At 45.9% G+C, this 23,169-nt stretch carries 25 protein-coding genes; 10 read left to right on the top strand and 15 right to left on the bottom strand.

Annotated elements, in window-relative coordinates:
• Positions 1–45 precede the first annotated feature (45 nt).
• The gene (gene larC2, locus AC58UX_RS26120; protein WP_497258191.1) at positions 46–540 is read left to right on the top strand and encodes a nickel pincer cofactor biosynthesis protein LarC2; all 495 of its coding nucleotides are present in this window, start codon (positions 46–48) and stop codon (positions 538–540) included.
• A gap of 26 nt (positions 541–566) precedes the next feature.
• Here the strand turns inward: larC2 and larC are convergent, their stop codons facing one another.
• From larC to larE, 3 genes are read right to left on the bottom strand one after another with little or no spacing between them, the layout of a single operon-like run.
• Positions 567–1,556 carry a nickel pincer cofactor biosynthesis protein LarC gene (gene larC / locus AC58UX_RS26115; protein WP_497258189.1) on the bottom strand — a complete coding sequence of 330 codons (990 nt, stop codon included), beginning with the start codon at positions 1,554–1,556 and terminating at the stop codon, positions 567–569.
• Between the two features lie 9 nt (positions 1,557–1,565).
• Positions 1,566–2,339: a nickel pincer cofactor biosynthesis protein LarB gene (gene larB / locus AC58UX_RS26110; RefSeq protein WP_497258187.1), complete on the bottom strand. Its 774-nt coding sequence runs from the start codon at positions 2,337–2,339 to the stop codon at positions 1,566–1,568.
• Positions 2,336–3,193 (bottom strand): ATP-dependent sacrificial sulfur transferase LarE, encoded by an 858-nt coding sequence (gene larE, locus AC58UX_RS26105; RefSeq protein WP_497258185.1) that lies wholly within the window; start codon positions 3,191–3,193, stop codon positions 2,336–2,338. The genes larB and larE overlap by 4 nt, the downstream gene beginning before the upstream one ends.
• An 85-nt stretch (positions 3,194–3,278) precedes the next feature.
• Here larE and lipA point away from each other — a divergent pair, with 85 nt between their 5' ends.
• A complete protein-coding gene (lipA, locus tag AC58UX_RS26100; RefSeq protein ID WP_497258183.1) occupies positions 3,279–4,226 on the top strand; it encodes a lipoyl synthase in 948 nt (315 codons plus the stop codon).
• Positions 4,227–4,268: 42 nt separating this feature from the next.
• The gene (locus AC58UX_RS26095; RefSeq protein ID WP_497258181.1) at positions 4,269–4,589 is read left to right on the top strand and encodes a YutD family protein; all 321 of its coding nucleotides are present in this window, start codon (positions 4,269–4,271) and stop codon (positions 4,587–4,589) included.
• Between the two features lie 79 nt (positions 4,590–4,668).
• Here the strand turns inward: AC58UX_RS26095 and AC58UX_RS26090 are convergent, their stop codons facing one another.
• From AC58UX_RS26090 to ylbJ, 4 genes are all read right to left on the bottom strand, one after another.
• Entirely contained in the window at positions 4,669–5,481 is an 813-nt protein-coding gene (locus AC58UX_RS26090; RefSeq protein ID WP_497258179.1) for an NAD kinase, read from the bottom strand.
• 46 nt (positions 5,482–5,527) lie between these two features.
• Positions 5,528–6,199, bottom strand: coding sequence for a flagellar brake protein (locus AC58UX_RS26085; RefSeq protein ID WP_497258177.1), 672 nt, complete (start codon positions 6,197–6,199; stop codon positions 5,528–5,530).
• A gap of 133 nt (positions 6,200–6,332) precedes the next feature.
• Positions 6,333–8,882: an alpha-glucan family phosphorylase gene (glgP, locus tag AC58UX_RS26080; RefSeq protein WP_497258175.1), complete on the bottom strand. Its 2,550-nt coding sequence runs from the start codon at positions 8,880–8,882 to the stop codon at positions 6,333–6,335.
• 46 nt (positions 8,883–8,928) lie between these two features.
• Positions 8,929–10,167, bottom strand: coding sequence for a sporulation integral membrane protein YlbJ (gene ylbJ / locus AC58UX_RS26075; protein ID WP_497258173.1), 1,239 nt, complete (start codon positions 10,165–10,167; stop codon positions 8,929–8,931).
• A gap of 276 nt (positions 10,168–10,443) precedes the next feature.
• On the opposite strand from ylbJ, the gene AC58UX_RS26070 reads away from it, so the two are divergent.
• Positions 10,444–10,836 (top strand): globin domain-containing protein, encoded by a 393-nt coding sequence (locus tag AC58UX_RS26070; protein ID WP_497258171.1) that lies wholly within the window; start codon positions 10,444–10,446, stop codon positions 10,834–10,836.
• 45 nt (positions 10,837–10,881) lie between these two features.
• On the top strand, positions 10,882–11,583 hold the full coding sequence (locus tag AC58UX_RS26065; RefSeq protein WP_497258169.1) for a DUF2225 domain-containing protein: 702 nt from the start codon (positions 10,882–10,884) through the stop codon (positions 11,581–11,583).
• A gap of 42 nt (positions 11,584–11,625) precedes the next feature.
• On the opposite strand, the gene AC58UX_RS26060 is transcribed toward AC58UX_RS26065, so the two are convergent.
• From AC58UX_RS26060 to AC58UX_RS26050, 3 genes are read right to left on the bottom strand one after another with little or no spacing between them, the layout of a single operon-like run.
• Positions 11,626–12,735: a GGDEF domain-containing protein gene (locus AC58UX_RS26060; protein ID WP_497258167.1), complete on the bottom strand. Its 1,110-nt coding sequence runs from the start codon at positions 12,733–12,735 to the stop codon at positions 11,626–11,628.
• 27 nt (positions 12,736–12,762) lie between these two features.
• Positions 12,763–13,008, bottom strand: a complete 246-nt coding sequence (locus tag AC58UX_RS26055; protein ID WP_497258165.1) for a hypothetical protein — start codon at positions 13,006–13,008, stop codon at positions 12,763–12,765.
• Positions 13,009–13,011: 3 nt separating this feature from the next.
• The gene (locus tag AC58UX_RS26050; protein ID WP_497258163.1) at positions 13,012–13,176 is read right to left on the bottom strand and encodes a YycC family protein; all 165 of its coding nucleotides are present in this window, start codon (positions 13,174–13,176) and stop codon (positions 13,012–13,014) included.
• A 156-nt stretch (positions 13,177–13,332) separates the two neighbouring features.
• Here AC58UX_RS26050 and AC58UX_RS26045 point away from each other — a divergent pair, with 156 nt between their 5' ends.
• Positions 13,333–15,141 (top strand): M3 family oligoendopeptidase, encoded by a 1,809-nt coding sequence (locus AC58UX_RS26045; RefSeq protein ID WP_497258161.1) that lies wholly within the window; start codon positions 13,333–13,335, stop codon positions 15,139–15,141.
• Positions 15,142–15,467: 326 nt separating this feature from the next.
• On the opposite strand, the gene AC58UX_RS26040 is transcribed toward AC58UX_RS26045, so the two are convergent.
• Positions 15,468–16,646: a methyl-accepting chemotaxis protein gene (locus tag AC58UX_RS26040; RefSeq protein WP_497258159.1), complete on the bottom strand. Its 1,179-nt coding sequence runs from the start codon at positions 16,644–16,646 to the stop codon at positions 15,468–15,470.
• 380 nt (positions 16,647–17,026) lie between these two features.
• On the opposite strand from AC58UX_RS26040, the gene AC58UX_RS26035 reads away from it, so the two are divergent.
• Entirely contained in the window at positions 17,027–17,380 is a 354-nt protein-coding gene (locus AC58UX_RS26035) for an O-methyltransferase (RefSeq protein WP_497258330.1), read from the top strand.
• A gap of 37 nt (positions 17,381–17,417) precedes the next feature.
• On the opposite strand, the gene AC58UX_RS26030 is transcribed toward AC58UX_RS26035, so the two are convergent.
• From AC58UX_RS26030 to AC58UX_RS26020, 3 genes are read right to left on the bottom strand one after another with little or no spacing between them, the layout of a single operon-like run.
• Complete coding sequence (locus AC58UX_RS26030) at positions 17,418–18,248, bottom strand: ABC transporter ATP-binding protein (RefSeq protein ID WP_497258157.1); 831 nt, start codon at positions 18,246–18,248, stop codon at positions 17,418–17,420.
• 33 nt (positions 18,249–18,281) lie between these two features.
• Complete coding sequence (locus AC58UX_RS26025; RefSeq protein ID WP_497258155.1) at positions 18,282–19,331, bottom strand: FecCD family ABC transporter permease; 1,050 nt, start codon at positions 19,329–19,331, stop codon at positions 18,282–18,284.
• Positions 19,328–20,350 (bottom strand): FecCD family ABC transporter permease, encoded by a 1,023-nt coding sequence (locus AC58UX_RS26020; RefSeq protein WP_497258153.1) that lies wholly within the window; start codon positions 20,348–20,350, stop codon positions 19,328–19,330. The genes AC58UX_RS26025 and AC58UX_RS26020 overlap by 4 nt, the downstream gene beginning before the upstream one ends.
• Positions 20,351–20,536: 186 nt before the next feature.
• Here AC58UX_RS26020 and AC58UX_RS26015 point away from each other — a divergent pair, with 186 nt between their 5' ends.
• Positions 20,537–21,532 carry an ABC transporter substrate-binding protein gene (locus AC58UX_RS26015; RefSeq protein WP_497258151.1) on the top strand — a complete coding sequence of 332 codons (996 nt, stop codon included), beginning with the start codon at positions 20,537–20,539 and terminating at the stop codon, positions 21,530–21,532.
• Positions 21,533–21,606: 74 nt separating this feature from the next.
• Here the strand turns inward: AC58UX_RS26015 and AC58UX_RS26010 are convergent, their stop codons facing one another.
• Complete coding sequence (locus AC58UX_RS26010; protein ID WP_056613391.1) at positions 21,607–21,843, bottom strand: alpha/beta-type small acid-soluble spore protein; 237 nt, start codon at positions 21,841–21,843, stop codon at positions 21,607–21,609.
• A 127-nt stretch (positions 21,844–21,970) separates the two neighbouring features.
• Here AC58UX_RS26010 and AC58UX_RS26005 point away from each other — a divergent pair, with 127 nt between their 5' ends.
• Positions 21,971–22,495: a hypothetical protein gene (locus AC58UX_RS26005; RefSeq protein WP_497258149.1), complete on the top strand. Its 525-nt coding sequence runs from the start codon at positions 21,971–21,973 to the stop codon at positions 22,493–22,495.
• A 1-nt stretch (position 22,496) separates the two neighbouring features.
• The gene (rnhA, locus tag AC58UX_RS26000; RefSeq protein WP_497258147.1) at positions 22,497–23,144 is read left to right on the top strand and encodes a ribonuclease H; all 648 of its coding nucleotides are present in this window, start codon (positions 22,497–22,499) and stop codon (positions 23,142–23,144) included.
• Positions 23,145–23,169: the final 25 nt, after the last annotated feature.

The following is a 23,169-nucleotide window of genomic DNA, read 5'->3' as shown; positions in this document are numbered from 1 at the left end:
GTTGCCCCGGGATATTTGCTATGATGCCAATAAGAGGTGGTATGTGTGGCTTTTAACCATAGGGAAGAGCATGTTGACGATCATATGCTGTTAGTTCAGGCTAATTTGGATGATATGAATCCGGAGTGGATGACCTATATCATGGATAAGCTGTTTGATGCAGGGGCAAATGATGTATATGTTGTACCGATTATTATGAAACGCGGGCGTCCTGGTATGATGTTGAATGTGCTTGTGGACGAGGAAAGGCTTTCTCTTATTGAGGAAATTATTTTTAGTGAATCAACGACACTAGGTATTCGATATGTACATGCTTCTTGCCACCGACTAGCGAGAGAGTTTGAACGAGTTGAGACACCTTGGGGACCCTTAACCGTAAAAGTTGGTTACCATGCGGGAAAATTAGTGCAATATGCACCTGAATTTAAGGAATGTGAGCTCGTCGCAAGGGAGCATAAAGTTCCACTGAAGATGGTGTATGAGGAAGTTAGGTTGTTATTTTTGCAGCAGAAAAGAGAAAAAAACGCTCTTCCACAATAATGGAAGGGCGTTTGTCGTGTATGTGACTATTGAGGCGTGCCAGAAGTGGCAGCTCCATGATGCGAGTGAGTGTGAGAATGATCGTGATGATGGTCGTGATCATGGCTATGTGAGTGATCGTGATGATGATCATGATCATGGCTGTGTGAGTGATCGTAATGATGGTCATGATCATGGCTGTGTGAATGGTCATGATGATGGTGATGATCATCGTGCGTGTGGGAATGTTCATGCTTGTGCTCATGAGCCAGATGCTCGTGACTAATTTGCCATTTGCCGATAAAAGGGTCAACTTTGCCGACTACCACACGCAGTACATTGGGCTGTTTCGGTAAGTCTCTCGTTCCTGCACCATAACCAATGCTGTCAACGACCATCGGCGGGAAGCTTTTGGAGAATTCATCTACAATCCCGGAAATAATGCCTGCACCTGTCGGTGTGGTCATCTCCAAGCTATAGTCCGTTGAAGCAATAGGTACGCCTCGCATCATTTCTAGTGTAGCTGGAGCGGGAACTGGATAGATCCCATGATCGATATGTATGGTTCCTGAGCCTAACGGTACTGGGGAGGCGTAAATACGCTCAATTTGCAAAGAGTCGATAGCTAATGCGACACCAACGATGTCAACGATGGAATCGATGGCACCGACTTCATGGAAATGTACTTTTTCAATAGGCGTACCGTGAATCTTAGCCTCAGCGATAGCAATTTTTTCGAAAATAGCTAAGCTAAGCGCCGTAACTCGTTCATTGAACTCTGCTTTTTGAATGACTTTGACGATTTCGGAATAATGTCTATGATCCTTAGGCGGATGCTCAGGATCGAGTATGACATCCAGTTTTAGAGCGGAGATACCGCGTTTGATAACGCGTTTCCATTCTAAGGTGTAGGGCTCTAGTTTGATTTTGGACAGCTCATCCTCAATATAAGCTCGATCTGCTCCCGCATCCACCAGAGCGCCTAATGTCATATCGCCGCTTATGCCTGAGAAGCAGTCCAAATATAGAATACGCATGGTTGTAGTTCACGCTCTTTTCGACATATTTTTATTGATGAGACCCGCATAATAGCCTGCCCCAAAGCCGTTATCAATGTTGACGACGGAAATGCCGGGGGAGCAGCTATTCAGCATGGAGAGCAGCGGTGCGACACCTGCAAGGTGCGCACCGTAACCGATACTCGTCGGCACAGCGACGATCGGTTTGGAGACGAGCCCGCCGACTACGCTGGCGAGCGCCCCTTCCATGCCGGCCACAACCACAATCGCGTTCGCACCGCGAATGAGCTCTAGCCGGCGGAAAAGCCGGTGAATGCCGGCGACACCCACGTCGAACACGCGTTCAACGTGGCTGCCTAGGCATTCCGCTGTAAGGGCAGCCTCCTCCGCCACAGGGAGGTCGGAGGTGCCTGCGCACACGACGGCGATGTAGCCGTCGTGGACTTTGAGCAGCGGGCGCTTAAACCAGGTGAGCGCCCGTGCGGTTTCGTGGTAGGTGACACCTGCCACGTTGGCCACAACATAAGCGGCTTTGGCCGCGTCGACGCGCGTGGCGAGCACGCGGTCGGTGTGCTCCATCAGCCGCTTGAAAATCGCCTCGATCTGCTCGGGCGTCTTGCCTTCCCCGAAAATGACCTCGGGGAAGCCCGTACGCTTCTCGCGATCGATGTCGAGCTGCGCAAATCCAAGATCAAGGTTGGCGGGACCTGAGCCGCCTTCCTTGATGATTTGCTTTTTGGCTTCTTCTATATCCAGATCACCGGTCTGAACGAGTTTTAGGATTTTCTCTAAGTCCATCATAAGGAAGCTTCTTTCACCTTATCTTTCGTTTCCTGAGACAGCACTTCATTCATGCTGCCCGTGCGGTAGCCTTGCAGGTCTAACGTGACATACGTAAAGCCAAGCTTGCTGAATTTTTCATAAATCGCATCGCGATGTTCAACGACTTTATGAATTTCATCTGGCATGACTTCAATCCGAGCAATTTTCTCATGGTGGCGCACACGAACTTGATATAGACCAAGCTGGGACAAGAAGTATTCGCCTTCGTCCAATTGGTCAATTTTCCACTTTTCAATTTGTGTCCCATATGGGATACGGGAAGACAAGCAAGCAAAGGAAGGCTTGTTCCATGTGCTTAGACCGAGTTCTTTGGAAAGCGCTCGGATCTCGTCTTTGGTTAAACCAGCTTCCTGCAGCGTACTGCGGACGCCTTGCTCATTCTTCGCTTGAAGACCTGGTCTATAGTCGCCTAGATCGTCAACATTGGAACCATCCAAGATATACGGATATCCCAGTTCTTTCGCGATATCTTGTAAATGGGAATAAAGCCCCGTCTTGCAGTGGTAACAACGGTCAGGATTATTGGCAACGAAATTCGCGTTCTCCAATTCCTTTACCTCTGTTTTGTGCAAGCGAACGCCAAATTGTTCGGCTAGTTGTGCTGCGGCATCGAACTCCCTCGTGGGAAATGTTTCAGACGCTGCGGTTACGGCAAGCACTTGATCACCAAGCTCTTGCTGTGCACGTTTGAGGACGAATGTACTGTCAACGCCTCCAGAGAAGGCAACAATGACACGGCCCATATTTCTTAAAATTTCACCAAGCTTGCGATCTTTCTCGCGCGTGACTTGCGTTATTTCTTTTATGCTCATGTTTCTATCCTCCCATACAGCCTTTATGTAGTAAGCTGAGCTGTTTTGGTCCATCTAAACAAGTGTATCACAACTGACCCCCAAAGTGGATTGTTTTGTCAGTCATTCATGTTATAATAACATCATTGAGAAACCAAATAAAAAGGCGGGAATTATAGTGCCTAGAAAAGTATTAGAGAGAAAACCAGACTGGTTAAAAATTAATCTCAAAACCGATGAGAATTTTAAAGAAATCAAGTCTATGATGCGTTCCAAAACGCTGCATACCGTTTGTGAAGAAGCCAAGTGTCCGAACATTCATGAATGCTGGGCGAATCGGACAGCGACTTTTATGATATTAGGCGATATTTGTACGCGTGCATGTCGGTTCTGTGCAGTTAAAACTGGTCTCCCGACTGAGCTTGATTTGGAAGAACCAGAACGCGTGGCAGACGCAGCACTACAAATGGGTCTTCGTCACTGTGTAGTTACGTCCGTAGCACGGGATGATTTAACAGATGGCGGCGCGATGATTTTCGCGGAAACGATCAAGGCGATTCGGCGCAAACTGCCACTTTGCACAGTTGAGGTGCTTATTCCTGACTTTTTAGGTCGAGAAGAGTCACTAGCTACCGTGCTGGAGGCAAAGCCTGACATTCTCAATCACAATATGGAGACGGTTGAGCGGATGTCAGATCGTGTCCGTTCCAAAGCGAAATATCGTCGCTCACTCGAGCTGCTGCAGCGTTCTAAACAGCTAGCCCCATCAATTCCAACGAAATCCAGTGTAATGATTGGCGTAGGGGAAGAGTGGGACGAGCTGCTTCAAACGATGGAAGACCTGCGTGAAGTCGGTTGTGATATTATGACGATCGGTCAATACTTGCAGCCGTCTACGACACATTTATCTGTATCCAAATATTATACACCTGAACAGTTTGCTCAGTTGAAGGAAGAAGGCATGAAACGCGGCTTCAAGCATGTGGAGTCAGGGCCTTTGGTACGCAGCTCCTATCACGCGCACGCACAGGTACAAGCGGCATCCAGCGTTTAACATTCATTGAACGGATCATCGAAAGGAGAGCTTCCTACCACCATGATTCATATTGCTAATAAAACCTATGAGCTTGTCACCGACCACAAAAATGGTTGGAATTTCGAAGTGTTCAAAGAACGCTTCAGCGAAGTCTTAGAGCGGTACGATTATATCGTGGGCGATTGGGGCTACAGTCAATTACGACTGAGAGGGTTCTTCAAAGAAATCCACCCGAAGGCGACGAAAGAAACGTCGATCGCAGCGTTGCAAGATTACTTGAATGAGTACTGCAACTTCGGCTGTGCGTATTTTATTATCGAGAAGGTTAACGCGCCAAAGCAGCAAACACCTGCTGACGTTATAAGCTCAACGACAGTTTAATCCGTAATGGCCATATAAAAACGCCATCTGAACTCCAACAATCGTGGAGAGCAGATGGCGTTTTGTCATTCCGTTTATTTTACTTCACTTCGAGGCCGACGAATGCTTCACGAACACGATTCCAGAAAGGAAACGGACGGAACCGAGCGAATTTCACTTTCACATTGGAAGCCACACGGCAGCGAATGGAGACAACATCCTCACGCTGCATATACAAATGGTCTAAGGACAGCAGCATATTTTGTTGGGCTTTCGGATAAATGTCACAGTGATGATGCTTCGGTAAAATCATGGATGAACCAAGCGTACGGTACACGCGATTGTTTATCGACGCGATCTCCGCAATTTGAATAGCTTCCAGCGATGGATGTACCATAGCGCCGCCCAAGCTCTTGTTGTAAGCTGTACTGCCTGCTGGGGAAGAAATACAAATGCCGTCACCGCGGAACATTTCGAACATTTCATCATTCACATCGAGTCTTGCAACCAGCGAAACTTCGATGCCTCTGATCGTAAATTCGTTCAGTGAGAGATGCGTTTCAACGCCTTTATCTGTCGTAATTTCGATCTCGACAACGGGGTAACGTACAACATGCAGCTCTTCAGGTGTTGCCACGCTGAACATAAGTGATGCAAGATGATCCAGCTCATCAGGCTTCCAATCCGCAAAAAAGCCAAGGTGTCCGGTATGGATACCCACGAATGCAATGTGATCTAACTTGTCGACATATTTATGAAAAGCTTGGAGCATCGTACCGTCTCCGCCAATAGACAGGACGATATCGGGATGTTCTTCATCCCTTGGCATGCCTTGCTTAGCGGCGAGAGAGTGGAACCGTTCGGTCAGCCCCTTGGAGATGTCATCGCCTCGTTCAATGACGTTATATTTCAATCTTTTTCCTCCTAAGAGTTTTCATATAAATTAGATGTATCCTGCATCAAAAAGATGAGCAGTAGGAATCGATTTCTTGGAGAATGGATTCAGGGGTATGCCGAAATTCCGCTGCCACCCGATAGCTATCGTTGCTGAAATGCGTAACCCTAATAATTTCACCATAGACAGTGATCGGCCCAGTGAAGCTCGGAAGAATAAAGCTAAACTCCAAAATCAATGGAAAGAAAAGCCGGTTGGATGTGACAAAGGATAAACCACCTGCACTGATATCTAGGAGTTGTCCGGTAAAAGCGACACCTTTCTGAACAGATAAGCTTCTTATACCAGCGATACGTAAGGTAAGCGGTGTACGCTGAGTCAGCTTTGCACGAGGGTATCGTCTATTTTGATGCAATAAAACTTCTTCTGGCAGTGATAGGGTCAGGTAACAGATCGTCTTCTTAAGTTCAAGCTGAAGCAAATCAACATAAGCGTAATATAAAAGTGCGCCATCTTTGAAAGAAAATTCAACGAAAGAAACATGATCGAGCTTGTCAAAGGGGTATAAACCCAATTGCTCCAGACACACCGTTATCGAATTTTCACTTATTTTGTCGATAGTAAAGTTATCTTCAAAGCAGAAAGGCTGTCCATCTTTTGATTCACCAACAATGATAATATGACAATCCTGATTTGGCGAAAAAGTAGCCAATTCTAGTACCTTATTCCAATCCATAGCATCACCAAGTCGTTAGATTTACATTCACATCTGCCTGTACATCTTATAAATTCTCTTCTCATCATAAGTTATCTAAGTCAATAAGAAAAGCCCCAAACGGGGCTTTATCGATGGTTATGCGATTTTATTGTTAAGACAAGGTGCTCGTAACGAGAGAGAGTTCAAACGAATGTGCGAAGTTGGACGAGATGGGGCGCACACGAATCGAAAAGTGAGGCCCATGGATAAGATGGGCTGGAATGGTCGCTTGGAAGCTTTGAGATTGCTCAATGAGCTCTCCAACGGGAGCCATCAGAACGATTTTTTGCTCCCATGTTTCGCCATTTTCCGCGTAATAAATGACTTCTACTGCCGTATCTTGCGGCCAGATGGGGCCAAAGTGAATTTGTGCGGATATCTCTTTCGTAGACGGTGGAATTTCAGCCAACGGAACCTCGGATGTAGATTTATTCGAATGATCATCAATGTGCATAATTCTGACCTGATGCCAGTTGTTGCGGATAAATTGTTTGTAATCCGCCACCTTCGTAGCCACATCGTATTGATTCGCGACAAAAAGTTGAGCGCGCTTGGCTGTTGGCAAATACGTAAGCTTCGTATAGTCCTGCACCATGCGGTGTGTGTTGTAGACAGGGCTGAGCGATTGAACGGATCGCTTCATACGTGCAATCCATTGATGAGGAATCTCGCCTTGATTGTAGTAAAGCGGAATAATCTCATTCTCCAACAGGTGATAAATCGCTTTCGTATTTTCTTTTTCCTGGGCGGCCCAGTCCGCGGTTCCAGCAGATCCGATCGCCCAACCATTCAAGCCGTTGTAGCCTTCTTCCCACCAGCCGTCCAGCACGCTGAAATTAAGGACACCGTTCAAGGCAGCCTTCTGGCCGCTGGTACCGCTAGCCTCAAGGGGTCTGCGAGGGTTATTTAACCAGACGTCGACACCTTGCACGAGGTACCTAGCCATGTTGATATCATAATTCTCGAGAATCACGATTTTACCGAGAAATTCTTTCAACTGGGAGATGCGGTAAATCTCTCGAATGAGATCTTGACCTGGGTAGTCAGCAGGGTGGGCCTTGCCGGCAAAAATAAACTGCACGGGCCTATTGGGATCATTGATTAATTGCTTCAGTCGATACAAATCATTGAAAATAAGATTAGCCCTTTTGTACGTGGCGAAGCGTCTAGCGAAGCCAATTGTAAGGGCTTTAGGATTTAAATAGTGTCGAACCTCTTCGATCCGTTCTTCGGATTCCCCATTGCGTCTGCGCTGCTCCATGAGACTGTTGCGAGCAAAACGCACCAAGTCCTCCTTCAGATGTTGATGTACTTTCCAAATGGATTCATCGGGAATGACCTCAATCTGTGCCCATTGATGCACATTAGACTGCTCCGTCCGCCATGTGCCAGGGAGGAAGCGATCGAGCAGCTCTTTCCACGCCGCTGCTGTCCATGTATCCAAGTGAACACCATTCGTGATGGAGCTAATGGGTACCTCGGTCGCATCGATATGGCCGTGAAATTCTTTGAACATTTCGCGGGAAACTTGACCATGCAATTTGCTAACACCATTACGCAGCCCAGCCGTATTCATCGCCAAATGTGTCATATTGAATTGTCCGGACTTATGATCTAGCCCTAACGAGATAATGTTTTGCTTTTGCTTAGGCAGCTCGCTAAACAGGTGGCCGAGATAATGTTCGACCATCCCGACGGAGAACGTATCATGACCCGCGGGAACAGGAGTATGGGTCGTGAATACGGTAGCCGAGCGAACAGTCTCTACTGCAACATGAAAAGGAAGGCCCAAATGAATCAGTTCCTTCAAACGCTCTAGCGTTAGGAAAGCCGCGTGACCTTCATTGATATGGTACACATTTGGATAAATACCCAGCGCTCTTAGTGCTTTAACGCCACCGATGCCCAATACCATTTCCTGGGCTATACGCATGTCTTGATCGCCGCCATAGAGCTGTGCGGTCAGCGCTTTATCCGCGTCCTGATTCGCTTCATGGTCGGTATCGAGTAAAAAGACCAAACTACGTCCTACCTTAGCTGCCCAAACGAGCAGGGTGATCGTGCGACCGGCAATGTTCAAAGTTACCGTGAGTTGTTGGTCATTTTGAATTACAGGTCGAATCGGCAATTGCTTAAAGTCAAAAGGATATAATTCACTTTGTTGACTGCCGCTAGCATCAATCTTTTGAGTGAAATAGCCTTTCTTGTAGAGGAGACCAACGCCCGCAAGAGGCAGCCCCAGATCACTGGATGATTTGATATGATCGCCCGCTAGAATGCCAAGCCCGCCAGAATAAATCGGGAGCGATTCATGAAAACCAAATTCAGCGGAGAAATAAGCAATTTGCACATAGCTTTTGTCAGTATAATTGTTTTGGAACCAAGCTGGTTCATTCATATACGTATCGAATCTCGCCATCACTTGAAGATAACGCTCCACAAATCCACGCTCCTGACTTAGTGCAGTGAGCTGTGCAGCATCGAGTTCTTGGAGCAATCGAACAGGATTATGACCGAGGGCTTTCCAACGAGCAGGGTCCATGCTTTCAAAAAGCTGCAGCGCATCATGGTTCCAACTGAACCATAAATTAAAAGCAAGCTCATTTAATCGCACAATCGCCTGCGGTAAACCATTCGCCTCTTGGGGGACGGCAGCTATCATATCTGAAAATTCTCTCCCTTTATAAACATGTTCGTAGTTACCCATATTATCTTGTTCCACCAACCTTTTCATACACCAGTTTAAGTAAGGAATATGCGAGGAAGAGACCCATGATGACAGCAAAAGCACCAACAAAGACCATCGCACTTATCGGAAAAATAAGCTTTACATAGCTCATAATGGGGGCGCTTGCCTCATAGTGTGGCGAGAATACGGCTTGTGGGCTGCGCAATCGCTGCATAGGCTCCCAAATCAGGAGAACAATAGCAGCAGAGAGAAATCCATGAAGAAGGCGGGCAAAAAGAAAAGGGAGGTATCGCATATTCGTATGGCTTAATAAGCTCACAATTTGAGCATGGACGGACATGCCGGCCCAAGAGAGGATGAAGGCGCCAATGGCGACTTTACTTGAAAGGGCAAGCTCGGCAGGTGCACCTCCGGCAGCTTTGGCACCAAGCGTGACTTCAAATAATCCATTCATGACAGCTTGTGAAAGCTCGTGTGGTAATCCAGTAATGGTTAAGAGGGAGGTAATCAACATATAGAACACATTCATGACCTGAGCCGATGTGAGAACATCAAGCACGACGGAGAAGAAGACAACAAGTCCACCTACAACGAACATTAAGCGGAGAGATTGCATAATAGATTGGCTTAATAATACACCGAGAGGTCTTCCATCCTGTAATCTTGCATGATGCATCGTCTCAAAAGCCTGCTTCCATATCTTCGCGGTGCTCTTCGGTGGTTGCGGCGTAGGCACACTCTTCTTGCCGTGAAACCGCATGATGAGGCCAATGAGGAACGAGCCTCCATAATGGGCAACGGCTAGTATCATGGCTAACGAAGCGTCATGAAAGAATCCGATCGAGACGGCTCCGATTAGAAATATCGGATCCGAGCTCGTCGTGAAGGCAACTAGACGTTCGCCTTCTTCCCTATTGACCAGCTTCTGTTCCCAGAGCTGCGCCGTTAGCTTTGCGCCGACAGGATAACCAGCCGCGAAGCCCATGGCCATGACGAACCCGCCGATACCGGGGATGCGGAAGACGGGACGCATCATGGGATCGAGCAGCGTTCCGAAGAAGTGAACGATCCCGAAGCCGAGCATAATTTCGGAGATGACGAAGAAAGGGAACAGTGCTGGGAAGAGCACATCCCACCAAATGGAAACGCCGCGGAGAGCGGATTGAAACCCTACATGCGGGAATAGAACTAGGCAGACAATAATGGCAATAATGACGAAGGACATGAGTAATGCAGGGGTGAAGTCTTGTTTAGGCATAAACGGTCGATACCTCCTCTTACTCAACTATATGAAAAAGCTTGGACATACATGCCGTCCCGAATTTCTATGTCCACGGTACTGTTCAGTCCTTGTTTTTATGGTAAAATAGAACTAGGTTAACTTAAATCCTATACAACGGGAGTGATTCAAATGACAGGTGTCATTGCCGGAATAGTTGTATGTTCGTTTGTGTTTGTCATTCGAGAAACGCTTATGCATGCAGGGGATGAGGATTTAGAGAACTATTGATTATGAATTGCGAGGTTTACTAGCATGTCAGAGAGCAAGAACAGAACCATTTTTGAGTTAATGGGGGGGGCGGAGACGGTAGGTCGTTTGGTAGAAGCTTTCTATCCGAGAGTACAGCAGCATCCGTTACTTTCGCCGCTCTTTCCCGCTAATATAGGACCCGTTATTGAGAAACAGAAGTTATTTTTGACCCAATTCTTCGGTGGCCCGACCTTGTACTCAGATGCCCATGGTCATCCGATGATGCGAGCACGGCATATGCCATTTCCGATCACAAGAGAGCATGCGGATGCATGGTTAGCTTGTATGACAGAAGCGATGGCTGATATCGGCATGCCTGAAGATCTTAAGGCTTTTCTCATTGAACGACTTAGAGGTTCTGCCTATCATTTCGTAAATACACCTGAGGAAGACTAGTCTGGTCTTCTCACTACATAACTTTGGGAAAAGGCGGGATTTTCAGTGGTCGAACCCTTATATGAAATTTCAGTGACTTGTACCTTCTGTACGAATTCCTTTAAAACGATGAAGGTTCGGCCAAGCTTCAAAAAAGCCAGCAAGTCAGACGCTGACTTCTGCCTTCACTACAAGGACATTAATCCTGATTACTATGTCGTACGGATTTGCCCTTTTTGCGGGTATGCCCATTCCGAAAATTTTTCGGATAAGTGGAGCCAAGCACAGCGGGAAACTTTTTATGAGAAGGTCTCGCAGAACTGGTCGATGCGCGATTTTTGCCGAGAACGAACATGGGATGATGCGCTGCTAAGCTACAAGCTGGCACTGCTAAGCGCACAGATCAAGAATGAGAAGTCACGCGTCGTTGCGGGACTGCTGCATCACTTGGCATGGCTTTACCGGTTCAAAGGGGACTGGGAACAGGAAGAGAGATTCCTCTCCTTTGCGTTGGATGCGTATGTCAATGTATTTGAGACCGAAGGCATGGATTTAAACAACGCGCGGCTGATGTATTTAATGGGCGAGCTGAACCGGAGGCTGAAACGGTTTCCAGAGGCGATTAAATGGTTCTCGCGTATCATTAATGACCGCAAGATTATGGACGCGGGGATGATTAGAGCGAGTCGCGAGCAATGGATTACTACCCGTGAAGATATGCTGGCGATGCGACTAGAATTGCCGGAAGAGATGAAACAAGCTACCTAAATAAAATGAACGCTTAGCCATGTTGTGGTATACACCAAATGGTTAAGCGTTCATTTTTTGTTCTTGTACGAGTGAATGCGCATACAGTGTGGGGCGGTTTTTGCCGGTATGCTTGGACTGATAAAGCGCGTCATCCGCTTCTGAAATAAGTGTTCTCAAATCGGTGTGTGAGGATGCCGCAGTCGAGATTCCGATCGAGATGGAGATGGGATATACTTCCAGTCCATTCTTTTTATATAGAAATAATTCCGCAATAGATGTACACAAGGTTTGGCCGTAGTGTAGGAGTCGGACAGGGTCTGTCTCTGAACTAAGCAGGATAAACTCTTCTCCTCCGTACCTGGCAAGGTAATCTTGCTCGTTAATGAGTTGGCGCAGAACGGAGCTTACTTCTTGGAGAAGTTGGTCTCCCTCCAAATGTCCAAAGCGATCATTGTAAAGCTTGAAATTATCGAGGTCAATCATCATGATGGAAACTTTCCGTTTATGTAGGGCACTGGTGGCGATTGGCATGAAGCTTCTTAAATTCGGCAGCTTGGTTAAACTATCTTGATTCGCTTGCAATTCAAGTTTGCGTTGTAACCGCCAATTGTTGTTCTCGTCATTCACCATTACGATGATCATGAAGAGCGTCGCGGAAGTGATAGCGAACATAAACAATTGATCTAGGGTGTAGGACCAAGAAAAGCTGTGGTTCATGAATCTATATGTGACTAACCGAAGCAAAAATACGAAACTACATATTTGGAGAGCGAGTCGAATAGGAATGTCCATAAAGCCATTACGAAATTCTTTGTTATGGAAAAAGGAGCTAATGAAGGCTGGGGCAACGAGGTCTTGTGCGATATTGAACCAAGCTTGACTTTCTTGTGCAAAGAGACTGGAGCCCGCAGGCAGTATGGTCGAGAAGAGGGCAACTGGCAAGCCATATCGCAATCCGGCCATGAAGATAGGTAAAGAGCGAAGATCGATGATGCCAAAGGTTTCCGGCAATGGAACCAGCATCATGATGATGCTGGCTAAGCCTGTTAACAAAGATGCAAATAGATGCTCGTGCGAATCGATCAACATCTTGCTATGCACTTTCAATGCCAAATAATTTAAGGTTACTAAGGTACATGCGCTTGTCAAAGGAATGAGGTACTCATTCATAAAGGTTCGTTTGCTCCTTGCAATGAACTACGAATTATGTTTGTTTCGTACCGCGGTGTCCGCTAGTAAATAATCCCGGTCTGTATCCACAAGCGTCAGCTTATTATGACAACAAGGGAAGACGAGCAGTTTCTTTTTGCCTTCATGTATGGAAGTGAGTTCATGAATTTTGAGCGGCAGTAAGACATTCGTTGTTAGACAGAAGGGACATTGAGCCACATAAATGTCCTTCATGATGATGTCATATGGCCAAGTATTAACAAAAGGGATCAAGGTTTACTTCGATTCCGATTCACTTTTGTCTGAAGAAGTATTCTTCGCAAGCTCTGCTAATTTCTGTAACAGAATATGTTGTGGCATATGCATGAGATGTTCTAAAGGTACTTTAAGCTGCTCAGCTAACTTGACAGCCGTTTCAGGAGATATTTGTAACGGTTTCATTATTGAGAAATCACCCATCCTGTTCCAATTTAGTCCGAAGGAACTATACATAATTGAATCATACTTTGTGAAGAGAAGCAATGAGCAAGATGCGGATAGTTGGCGATTGGCCAGCGGATATGATTTAATTAAAAGTGGAAAGGAAAGGTGATCGCATTGTTAACATTACCTCTTAATCAAACATGGAATCTTGAAACATTTTTCCCTGGAGGAAGTGATTCTCCTGCATTCGCTGCACACCTGAAGAAGCTTCAGGAATCCATTGCCTCTTTTCAAGAGCAAGTGCGTCATACGGCTTCCCCGCAAAGCGTGGAGGATACCGCAGCTCTGGCACAATTGATTGAATTGCTTCAGCACAACGTGATGCATATTCATGAGGCTGATTCCTTCGTGGGTTGTTTGCAAGCGGATAATCAGAAGGACAAAAAAGCGCCTGTACTCAGTGGACAAGTCAAAAGCTTATATGCAGAGCATTTATCCTCGCTCACTCATTTTGATCAGATTCTAACCGGGATTCCAGATCAAGTTTGGGCAGCTGTGCTGCAGCAAGAGCCTTTTCAGGCCATCGCCTTTTCATTGAATGAACGTCGTTCGCTTGCGAATGAAAAGCTGCCGCCGGCGCAAGAGGCACTAATTAATGATTTGGCCGTAGACGGCTATCATGGGTGGAGCGATTTGTATAATTCGACCGTAGGTCAATTCAGCATGGCTGTTGAAGTCGATGGCAAGCAGGTTGAACTATCCGCAGGCCAAGCTTTTAATAAGCTGCATACGGAAAATCGTGAGGAACGTTTAGACCTGTTCGAGAAATGGGAACAAGCTTGGACAGATAAAGAAGAGTATTGTGCAGAAGCATTAAATCATTTGGCTGGCTTCCGTCTTCAGGTGTATAAGGCTAGAGGCTGGAAAAGCATACATAAAGAACCGCTTGCCATCAATCGGATGGAAGAAAAAACATTGAACGTGATGTGGGACGTGATTGACCGTAATAAAGGTCTGTTCGTCGAGTATCTCAATCGAAAAGCAAAGCTGCTTGGCGTTGACAAGCTTGCATGGGTAGATGTCGATGCTCCGCTTGGCGATTCGTCCAAAAAGATTTCCTACGACGACGGGGCAAGTCTGATCGTTGAGCAATTCAAGCGCTTTAGTCCGAAGCTTGCGGCCTTCTCTGAAGACGCGTTCGAGAAGCGCTGGATCGAAGCCGAGGATCGCCCTGGGAAGCGTCCTGGCGGCTTCTGTACCTCTTTCCCGCTTGCGGGTGAGACGCGTATCTTCATGACGTATGGCGGGACGCTGAATAACGTCTCTACGCTCGCTCATGAGCTTGGTCATGGTTACCACCAGCATGTGATGACGGATATGCCGGCTCTTGCACAAGAGTATGCGATGAATGTGGCGGAAACAGCCTCTACGTTTGCTGAAATGATCGTCGCAGACGCTGTCGTGAAGAGTGCTTCGACAGATGAGGAGCGTATTGTTCTGCTCGAGGATAAAATTCAGCGGGCGATCGCGTTCTTCATGAACATTCATGCACGGTTTATTTTTGAAACGAACTTCTATGCAGAGCGCAGCCAAGGCTTGGTCAGTGTAGAGCGTCTTAATGAGCTTATGGTTGACGCACAAAAGCTTGCTTATAAGGATGCGTTAAGCAGCTATCATCCGCATTTCTGGGCGGCAAAGCTGCACTTCTATGCGACGGATGTTCCGTTTTACAACTTCCCGTATACTTTTGGCTACATGTTCAGTGCGGGCATTTATGCAAGAGCTGTGCAGGAAGGAGCTTCCTTCGAAGATAAGTACATCTCCTTGCTTAGAGATACGGGCAGCATGAACGTTGAAGAGCTAGCGCAGAAGCATCTCGGTGTAGATTTAACACAGCCGGATTTCTGGCAAAGCGCTGTCGATATGGCAGCACAAGACGTGAAGCAGTTCATGGAGTTGACGGAATCAAAGGTTCGCGCGTAGATTTGGTTCCCAACCAAAGTTCTCAAGGCAGTTAGCATAGTCAAAATTGCAAAAGTGCACTATTGAAGGGGTTTTCACTTGTTACATTGGAAATTGATGCGAAAAGGCATCAATTTAGAGGAATTTGAGTGGAGATTGTTGAAAATCGCTAAAAAGGATGCCTTTTTGCACGCATTTTACAGTTTTGAGGAAGAATGAGTGGAAAAGGTTGCCGATTTGCATTTTTCAAAGAGAAAGCATCTGTCAACTTTGACTTATTCCGAGCTAGCAACTCTCAATAAATGAACAGCCCCCTGAGGTACGACCTCAGAGGGGCTGTTTTTCGTTTAAAGCTTGAATATTTGAATCGTTTGCTGCAATTGGGTTACAACACGAGTCATTTCTTCCGCTTGCGTTACGATGCCTTGTACCGTTGAAATTTGCTCATTCATGGAAGCGGACACTTCTTGCGTGCCAGCCGCGGACTCTTCGGTAATCGCTGAAATATTTTCCATAGCGGCAGCAATCTGATTGGAGCTTTGCAGCATGCTCTCGCTTTCTTTCGCGAAGCGAGTAATCTCCTCAGAAATGAAGCCTACGCTGCCGACAATCTCAGCAAATACGATTTCGGTTTGATCGATGAGGACAGTTTGCTTCTTAACGACTTCCTCATTGACTTGAATGCTACGGATGGCATCTTGTATGCCTTGCTCAATGCTCTTGACGAAGCCGAATACTTCACGGGTAAGTGATGTGGATTCTTCAGCTAGCTTACGTACTTCTTGCGCAACGATGGCAAAGCCTCGACCGTGCTCACCAGCTCTTGCAGCCTCGATGGAAGCGTTAAGGGACAAAAGATTCGTTTGCTCAGCAATCTCGGAAATGGAGCGAGTTACGTTCGAAATGCCAGCTGCCTGACGTGCCAGCATGTCGATCGTATCCGACACTTGTTTAGTAACCTCTACATTTCGCTTCATACCAACGCCTTGGCTTTCAACCGATGTGCGGCCTTTCTCAACAAGGGTCATCATTTGATCGGAACGATTTTTCATTTCTTGAGCGGATCCCGCATAGTTCACGATTTTCACTTCAATATCTTTGGAGGTGATTGATACGCCAGAAACTTCTTCAGAGATTTGTCCCGCGCCTGCTGCTAGCTCATGAGCCGAAATGCTCACTTGCTCAAGCACGTTGCGGAAGCTTTCGTTTTTCACATAGATATCACGGCTTGTCTGAAAAACTTGCTTGGAAATAGAGCCTGTATCACGCAAAATTTCGCGAAGCTTATCAATCATTTTGTTAAAGGATTGGCCGAGTTGACCAAGAGAATCGTCGGATGTAATCGCGACTTTTTGAGAGAAGTCACCTTTGGAAATGTTAAGCGCAATTCGGGAAATACCATCGATGGGTTCTGTCAGCTGACCTTCAAACCAGCGGATAAAAGGATAACTGCCAGCTAGAATAATAACTAGGAATATAATACCAAGTAAGCGGTTCCAGTCTGTGGCAAAAGTTACAATCATCATGAAAAGTGAATTTAAGCCAATTAGTGCAAAACAACCAAGTTGTAGTTTCTTTCTAAACGATAAGGATGAAATTTGATCCAATCCAACCGACTCCTCTGCAAAATTTGTATACTTCTGGAGAAAAATACATGATGTATTTGAAGATTATATCATTGAACATGGAAACATTCTACAGTTTTTCGACAGCAATCGTTCGGCATTTACATGGGAAATGGAATTTATATCAAGATTAGATAAAGAATAAAGCGAATTATTCAAATATTGGAAATAAACTGTTGAATATTGTAAATTGACTAAGTATAATAGGTCTAGAGTCACAAATTTAACATAATTAGTAAATAAGTATAATTTTAAGGAGGAGTAATACGAAATTGGAACAGATGACACTCGGAAGACAGATTGAGGTAGTATTTCGCAAGCTTAAGGAAGAGCTTTCTAACGTAAACTCTGGTACAGTTTTTGTTCACATTCGCAACAATGAGATTGGTAAGTTTGGAATTAAGCATTTGCCCTTTGAAAGCTCGGAGGGAATACTGCCTGCAGCGTCGAACGGAGGGTTAACTGAACTGCAATTTCAATCCTTTCGCCAGATGGCGATTGACTCTCTTAAACGCAAGAAGAGCTGGACGCATGGGGAAATTTTGTTCGATTTTACCGTAAGGAAGAATGTTATTTCCATTAGTGTTAGTTTTGAGAGTAATTATAATATGGCTACATACGCAAGAACGATTTAGCACTCATACCCTTCTATAGTATAAAGAAGAACCCCGATCACCATTGTGATTGGGGTTCTTTTGTGAGCAAAATGCGACCCTTGCCGTAAGGGATGCACATCGGAGTTCCAAAGATCGGATCTGTCGTTACCTGACAATCCATTTCAAACACATCCCGCAGCAATTGTGCGTTTACGATGTCCTCAGGCTTTCCTTCTGCGTATACGGAGCCCTTCTTGATGCTGACAATGTGGTGAGCGTAACGGCAAGCTAGATTAATGTCATGCAGCACCATGACGATTGTGCGCTGTTCTCTCTCGTTCAACTCAAACAATAAGTCCAGCACCTCAATCTGATGGGTAAGATCGAGATAGGTAGTCGGTTCATCTAGGAGTAAAGTAGCCGTGTCTTGTGCTAAGGTCATGGCAATCCAAGCGCGCTGGCGTTGTCCTCCAGAGAGGGAGTCGACAGTGCGATCGGCAAATTCAAGCATATTGGTCAGCTCAAGTGCCTTCATCACTTTGTTTTCATCTTCCGCGGACCATTGCTGCAGCCAGCTTTGGTAAGGATAGCGTCCTTGTTTGACGAGCTGCCTGACGGTAAGTCCTTCTGGCGCGGTAGGTCCTTGCGGCAAGATCGCCATTCGTCTGGCGACTTCTTTGGTCGAGAGCTTAGCAATCTCGTGGCTGTCCAAAAGAATGCTGCCTGAGGTTGGTTTCATCAATCGGGCAAGGGAACGCAGCAATGTGGATTTGCCACAGCCGTTACTGCCGATAAATACGGTTATTTTTCCTTTAGGAATTTGCAGATTTAAGCTTTGGAAAATCGTTGTGTCGCCATATGTCAATTGAAGCGATTGGGCTTCGAGTGCTTGGTCTAAGGTTGTCATGAGCTCGTTCTCCTTTTCGTAGACATGGGTATGTTATCCGCGATTTCTACTGCGATATAGGACGTAGATGAAAATTGGCGCGCCGATGGCTGCTGTGAAGACACCAGCCGGAATATCAAGCGGCTTGAATAGGAAACGACCCGCTAAGTCTGCAAGCAGCAGCAGTAAGGAGCCTGTGAGTGCTGAGACAGGAATTAAAGCACCGAAGCTAGGACCGACAAGCTTGCGTGAAATGTGCGGGGCCATGAGCCCGATGAAGCCGATGGCTCCGCCAAATGCGACAGCTGCACCTGACAGGGCGACACTCAGCATAATCAACAGAAAACGCTGCCGTTGCACACGGCTTCCGACGCTCATCGCGATATCTTCACCTAAGGATTGGATGGTAATGTGCCGCGCATAGAAGAAAATGACTGGTATCAACACAGTGACCCATGGGAGCAATGGATACACGGCTTTCTTCCAAGAAACACCGTAAATGCTGCCCGTCATGAATGTAAGTGATTGCTGTGCAAGCACAATGGGGCCAGTAAGCATTAAGAGATAGGAGATGGCACTCATCGCAGCGGTAAGCCCCGTTCCGATAAGGACGAGTCGCAGCGGCGTGATGCCATTTTTCCATGAAAAAATGTAGACCAGCAAAGTTGCAACGAATGCACCTAGAATGGCGGCGACAGGCAGCCAATGGATGCTGAGCTTATCCGAGAAAAAGAAGAAAAACGAAACAGCGCCAAGCGATGCCCCGCCTGTTGTGCCAATTGTGTCCGGTGATGTCAGTGGATTGCGTACGATCCCTTGGAGAATTGCACCGGCAACGCCTAAAGATGCACCGATAAGGACCGCCATGATGACACGTGGAAGGCGTAAAGTTCGCACAATCATCGTACTCGAATCAGTTCCGTAGCCGAATACGGCTTTTACGACGTTCAGAGGTTTAATCGAAATACTGCCGACACCTGTGCTTATAATCATCATCAGGATGACACCAATGAGTAGAGATAGTGTAATGATGATGGCTTTTTTACTGATTAAAAAAGAGTAACTTTTGCCTCGGATCGAAACATCTCGGTTAGAAGTACTCATTTCAAGAGTCCCCCTTTGCGAGCAATATAAATAAAGAACGGAACACCTAGAATGGCTGTCATAACGCCGACATGTACTTCCTTCGGCATAATAATGAAGCGAGCCCCGATATCGGCACTAACCAAGAGGATACCGCCAAGGACGGCGCAATAAGGGATGACCCATCGGTAATCGATGCCTACAAGGAAACGAACGATATGAGGAATCATGAGCCCGACGAAAACGATGGGACCTGCAACAGCGACAGAACCGCCAGCAAGTACGACGATAATAATGGCCGTGATGACTTTTATGTAAATTGTTTGTTGTCCAAGCCCTTTGGCAATGTCGTCACCCATCGATAGTACATTAATATGAGGTGATAAAATGATAGCGCCGATCCAAGCAAGCAGCATATATGGATAGACGGACTGAAGCATGGCCATTGTACGTCCTTCTACCGAACCAACAAGCCAGTACAAAACTTGCTCAAACGCTTTGCCATTACCGAGAAGAATACCTTGCGTAAGTGAAGCGAAGAATGCTGTCATCGCTGCACCAGCGAGCGTAATTTTCATTGGTGTTAAGCCGTCGCGTCCTAGCGAGCCAAGCCCATAGACCAAAGTTGCACTTATAGCAGCGCCAAAAAAAGCAATCCACGTAAATTGCGACAGGCTGGATACGTTGAAAAAACTAACAGTTAATACAATCGCAAACGCAGCCCCAGAGTTAATTCCGAAAATACTTGGCGAAGCGAGTGGATTGCGAGTCATCGCTTGCATAAGGGCACCGGCAACGGCCAAACTGCCGCCAACGAGTGCAGCAATCAAAGCTCTAGGTATGCGTACAGTTTGAATGATAATCGATTCGTTCGTTGGTTTGTCAGAAGGATCAAAAGAAGTGATGATCTGATCCCAAGAATACGTTTTGAGGCCAAATCGAACACTGCTGAGCATTAAAGCAATGAGAACACATATGGCAGCTAGTAATCCGATACTTTTGTAAATATGAGAGAGTCGTTCTGTTGAGGATGTATTCATGATGGTTGTCTGCTTCCTTCCTACCTTCTCGCTTCGTTTATTTTAAAGTTTACCGTAGTTGAAGTCAACGATTTTGAGAATCATTATCAATATTGTTGACAAATCTGGTAGAACTCTAGTATTATGTGCAAGGTAGTGAGAATCGTTATCATATCTATAGCTAACTAAGGGGGAACACGAAACATCATGGTAAGTAAACAACGTCGCACAATAGGAAGAGCTTGGGCTCTTATTGCATGTTTATTCGTATTCAGTATGGTTGTAGCAGCTTGTGGAGCGAAATCAGAGTCGACTACGACGGCTTCCGCAGCGCCGCAACAAACAGCGAAATCGGATGCTCCTCGTACAATTAAGCACGCTATGGGAGAATCAGCCGTACCTGCGAATCCTAAACGTGTTGTTATTTTGACAAATGAAGGAACAGAAGCGTTACTTGCACTTGGCGTTAAACCAGTTGGTGCTGTTGAATCTTTCTATGGCAATCCTTGGTTTGACCATTTCAAAGCGGACATGCAAGGTGTTACAACAGTGGGTGTTGAAGGACAACCGAACTTGGAAGTCATCGCGTCCCTGAAGCCAGATGTAATTATTGGTAACAAGCTTCGTCAAGAGAAAGTCTATGAGCAATTAAAAGCGATCGCGCCGACCGTATTTGCAGAAACATTGCGCGGTGAGTGGAAAAATAACTTCAGTCTGTATGCAGACGCTCTGAACAAGAAAGCTGAAGGCGACAAAGTAATCGCGGACTTTGATAAACGAATTGCAGATTTCAAAACCAAAGCTGGCGATAAATTGAAGGAAAAAGTGGCTGTCGTTCGATTTATGGGTGGTAAAACCAGATACTACTACGGCGACATGTTCTCAGGTGTTATTTTCAAACAACTTGGTTTCGCTCGTTCGGATGCCAAAAGTGATGAGAAATCATTCGAAGATATTACGAAGGAACGTTTAACAGAGCTGGATGCTGCAGATCGCGTCTTCTACTTCACGTATGAGATCGGCGATGGCAAAGGAAATAAACAAGAGCAAGAGTGGATGAATGATCCGCTTTGGAAAAACTTAAAAGTTGTGAAAGAAAACAAATTAGTTAAAGTAAATGATGCAACTTGGAATACCGGCGGCGGGGTTAGATCAGCTAATATTATGTTGGATGATTTGTACAAAATCTACGACATTAAATAAGATGAAAAAAGGGCTTTCTCCGAGTATCTACCCGGAAGAAAGCCCTTTTGTTGCTTAAGTATTTTGGATCGACATTATCTGCTGAATTTATTGCTTGTACCAGCAAGTTGTTGCTCAGCAATTTGAACGAGACGACGAGTGATGCTGCCTCCGATAGATCCTGTGTCATAAGACGTCATATAACCATAGTAGCCATCTTGAGGAATTTGGATGCCCAATTCTTGAGCAACTTCATACTTCAATTGGTCTAGGGCCGATGAAGCTTGAGGAACTACTAAGGAGTTACTGCTGCGAGATTGTCCTGTAGCCATCTGATATCACCTCCAGTAATGGTAGTATGATCTATTTTGTAAATATTACTCATTTTTTTATTGGAAATTTTAACCTTTTTTGAAAAGGTTAAAAGCAGGAACGTTTCGACTTTGTTATAATGGGAAAATGGAAGTCGGAAAGTGGGGGGAAAGCATGTTTGAACTAGCGATTAAAGGCTGGTCTCTGGATAAAGATTTACAAATCATTCAAGCGGATGTCCATATGTCAGTGGGAGATAGTCTAATCATTGAAGAACCTTTATGCATTGATGTTGGCTTGCCAGCCTTATTGTATAGCACACTGCATGATACTGCACCGAACCGTTTCGCCCCTGCCGATCAGTGGGAGCAGATGCCGTTCTTCGTATGCGGCTGTGGTGATCCAGAGTGCAGAGGCTTCTCTTTCGTTGTGCGTCACTTGGCGGAGGAACAGCTTGAACTCTCATCCGTCGAAGAGCGGACAAACGGCACATACCGCGAACTTGAGACGCATGTCATTCCCAATCGAGCGTATCGGGAACAAATTGCAGATATTGGAGAAACTTATTTGCAATTTATCGCAGATTTGGATTACCGCCCATATTTTCAAGATACGGTGAAGGTCGTCGAAGAGCTGGTAGGGCAATTACAACTTAAATTACGGAGTGAATAATATGGCTGCATCGAAATTTTACGTGGTTTGGGTAGGACATAAGCCAGGTGTTTACCGCACATGGGCAGAATGCCAAGCGCAGACTAACGGGTATCCGCAAGCGAAATTCAAATCGTATGAATCCGAGGGTGAGGCGCGTCAAGCGCTGGAGAAAGGCTGGCAGAAATCGCTGAATTTCACTGGCAAAGGCACGTCCGCGTCAACAGCTGGCAAAAAATCAGCGACTCCAGAGTCAGCCCCAGAGGTGGATTATGATAGTATTTCTGTGGATGTAGGCTGCTCAGGAAATCCAGGTATCGTGGAGTACAAGGGCGTGGATACACGGACAGGTGAAATTATTTTCTATCAGGGACCGATCTCTAAGGGCACGAATAATTTAGGTGAGTTTTTAGCCATTGTGCATGGACTTGCTTACCTCAAGAAAAAAGGCAGTAAACAAACTATTTATACCGATTCAGTTACCGCATTAAGCTGGATTCGCAAGAAGGAAGTAGCGACGAATTTAGTGCGAGACGCGTCTACGGAAGAAATTTGGACCTTGGTGGATCGGGCTTTGAAATGGCTGCATACGAATACATACACGAACAAAATCGTCAAATGGGATACAAAAAAATGGGGCGAAATTAAGGCGGATTTTGGTAGGAAGTAACGTCATCTACTGTCATGGATGGCCC

It is taken from the genome of Paenibacillus sp. J22P90 (genome assembly GCF_059692195.1).
This window is presented reverse-complemented; position numbering and strand designations above follow the sequence as displayed.

Excerpts from the sequence above, each read along its gene's own strand:
- AC58UX_RS26060 (WP_497258167.1), bottom strand. The coding sequence starts at position 12,735 with ATGAATGAGTACCTCATTCCTTTGACAAGCGCATGTACCTTAGTAACC.
- AC58UX_RS26005 (WP_497258149.1), top strand. The coding sequence starts at position 21,971 with ATGGAAGTCGGAAAGTGGGGGGAAAGCATGTTTGAACTAGCGATTAAA.
- AC58UX_RS26040 (WP_497258159.1), bottom strand. The coding sequence starts at position 16,646 with ATGATGATTGTAACTTTTGCCACAGACTGGAACCGCTTACTTGGTATT.
- AC58UX_RS26010 (WP_056613391.1), bottom strand. The coding sequence starts at position 21,843 with ATGGCTACAGGACAATCTCGCAGCAGTAACTCCTTAGTAGTTCCTCAA.
- glgP (WP_497258175.1), bottom strand. The coding sequence starts at position 8,882 with ATGATAGCTGCCGTCCCCCAAGAGGCGAATGGTTTACCGCAGGCGATT.
- AC58UX_RS26035 (WP_497258330.1), top strand. The coding sequence starts at position 17,027 with ATGACACTCGGAAGACAGATTGAGGTAGTATTTCGCAAGCTTAAGGAA.
- AC58UX_RS26025 (WP_497258155.1), bottom strand. The coding sequence starts at position 19,331 with ATGAGTACTTCTAACCGAGATGTTTCGATCCGAGGCAAAAGTTACTCT.
- AC58UX_RS26020 (WP_497258153.1), bottom strand. The coding sequence starts at position 20,350 with ATGAATACATCCTCAACAGAACGACTCTCTCATATTTACAAAAGTATC.
- larC (WP_497258189.1), bottom strand. The coding sequence starts at position 1,556 with ATGCGTATTCTATATTTGGACTGCTTCTCAGGCATAAGCGGCGATATG.
- AC58UX_RS26050 (WP_497258163.1), bottom strand. The coding sequence starts at position 13,176 with ATGAAACCGTTACAAATATCTCCTGAAACGGCTGTCAAGTTAGCTGAG.
- AC58UX_RS26070 (WP_497258171.1), top strand. The coding sequence starts at position 10,444 with ATGTCAGAGAGCAAGAACAGAACCATTTTTGAGTTAATGGGGGGGGCG.
- AC58UX_RS26015 (WP_497258151.1), top strand. The coding sequence starts at position 20,537 with ATGGTAAGTAAACAACGTCGCACAATAGGAAGAGCTTGGGCTCTTATT.
- larE (WP_497258185.1), bottom strand. The coding sequence starts at position 3,193 with ATGAGCATAAAAGAAATAACGCAAGTCACGCGCGAGAAAGATCGCAAG.
- AC58UX_RS26030 (WP_497258157.1), bottom strand. The coding sequence starts at position 18,248 with ATGACAACCTTAGACCAAGCACTCGAAGCCCAATCGCTTCAATTGACA.
- rnhA (WP_497258147.1), top strand. The coding sequence starts at position 22,497 with ATGGCTGCATCGAAATTTTACGTGGTTTGGGTAGGACATAAGCCAGGT.
- larB (WP_497258187.1), bottom strand. The coding sequence starts at position 2,339 with ATGATGGACTTAGAGAAAATCCTAAAACTCGTTCAGACCGGTGATCTG.
- ylbJ (WP_497258173.1), bottom strand. The coding sequence starts at position 10,167 with ATGCCTAAACAAGACTTCACCCCTGCATTACTCATGTCCTTCGTCATT.
- AC58UX_RS26085 (WP_497258177.1), bottom strand. The coding sequence starts at position 6,199 with ATGGATTGGAATAAGGTACTAGAATTGGCTACTTTTTCGCCAAATCAG.
- AC58UX_RS26095 (WP_497258181.1), top strand. The coding sequence starts at position 4,269 with ATGATTCATATTGCTAATAAAACCTATGAGCTTGTCACCGACCACAAA.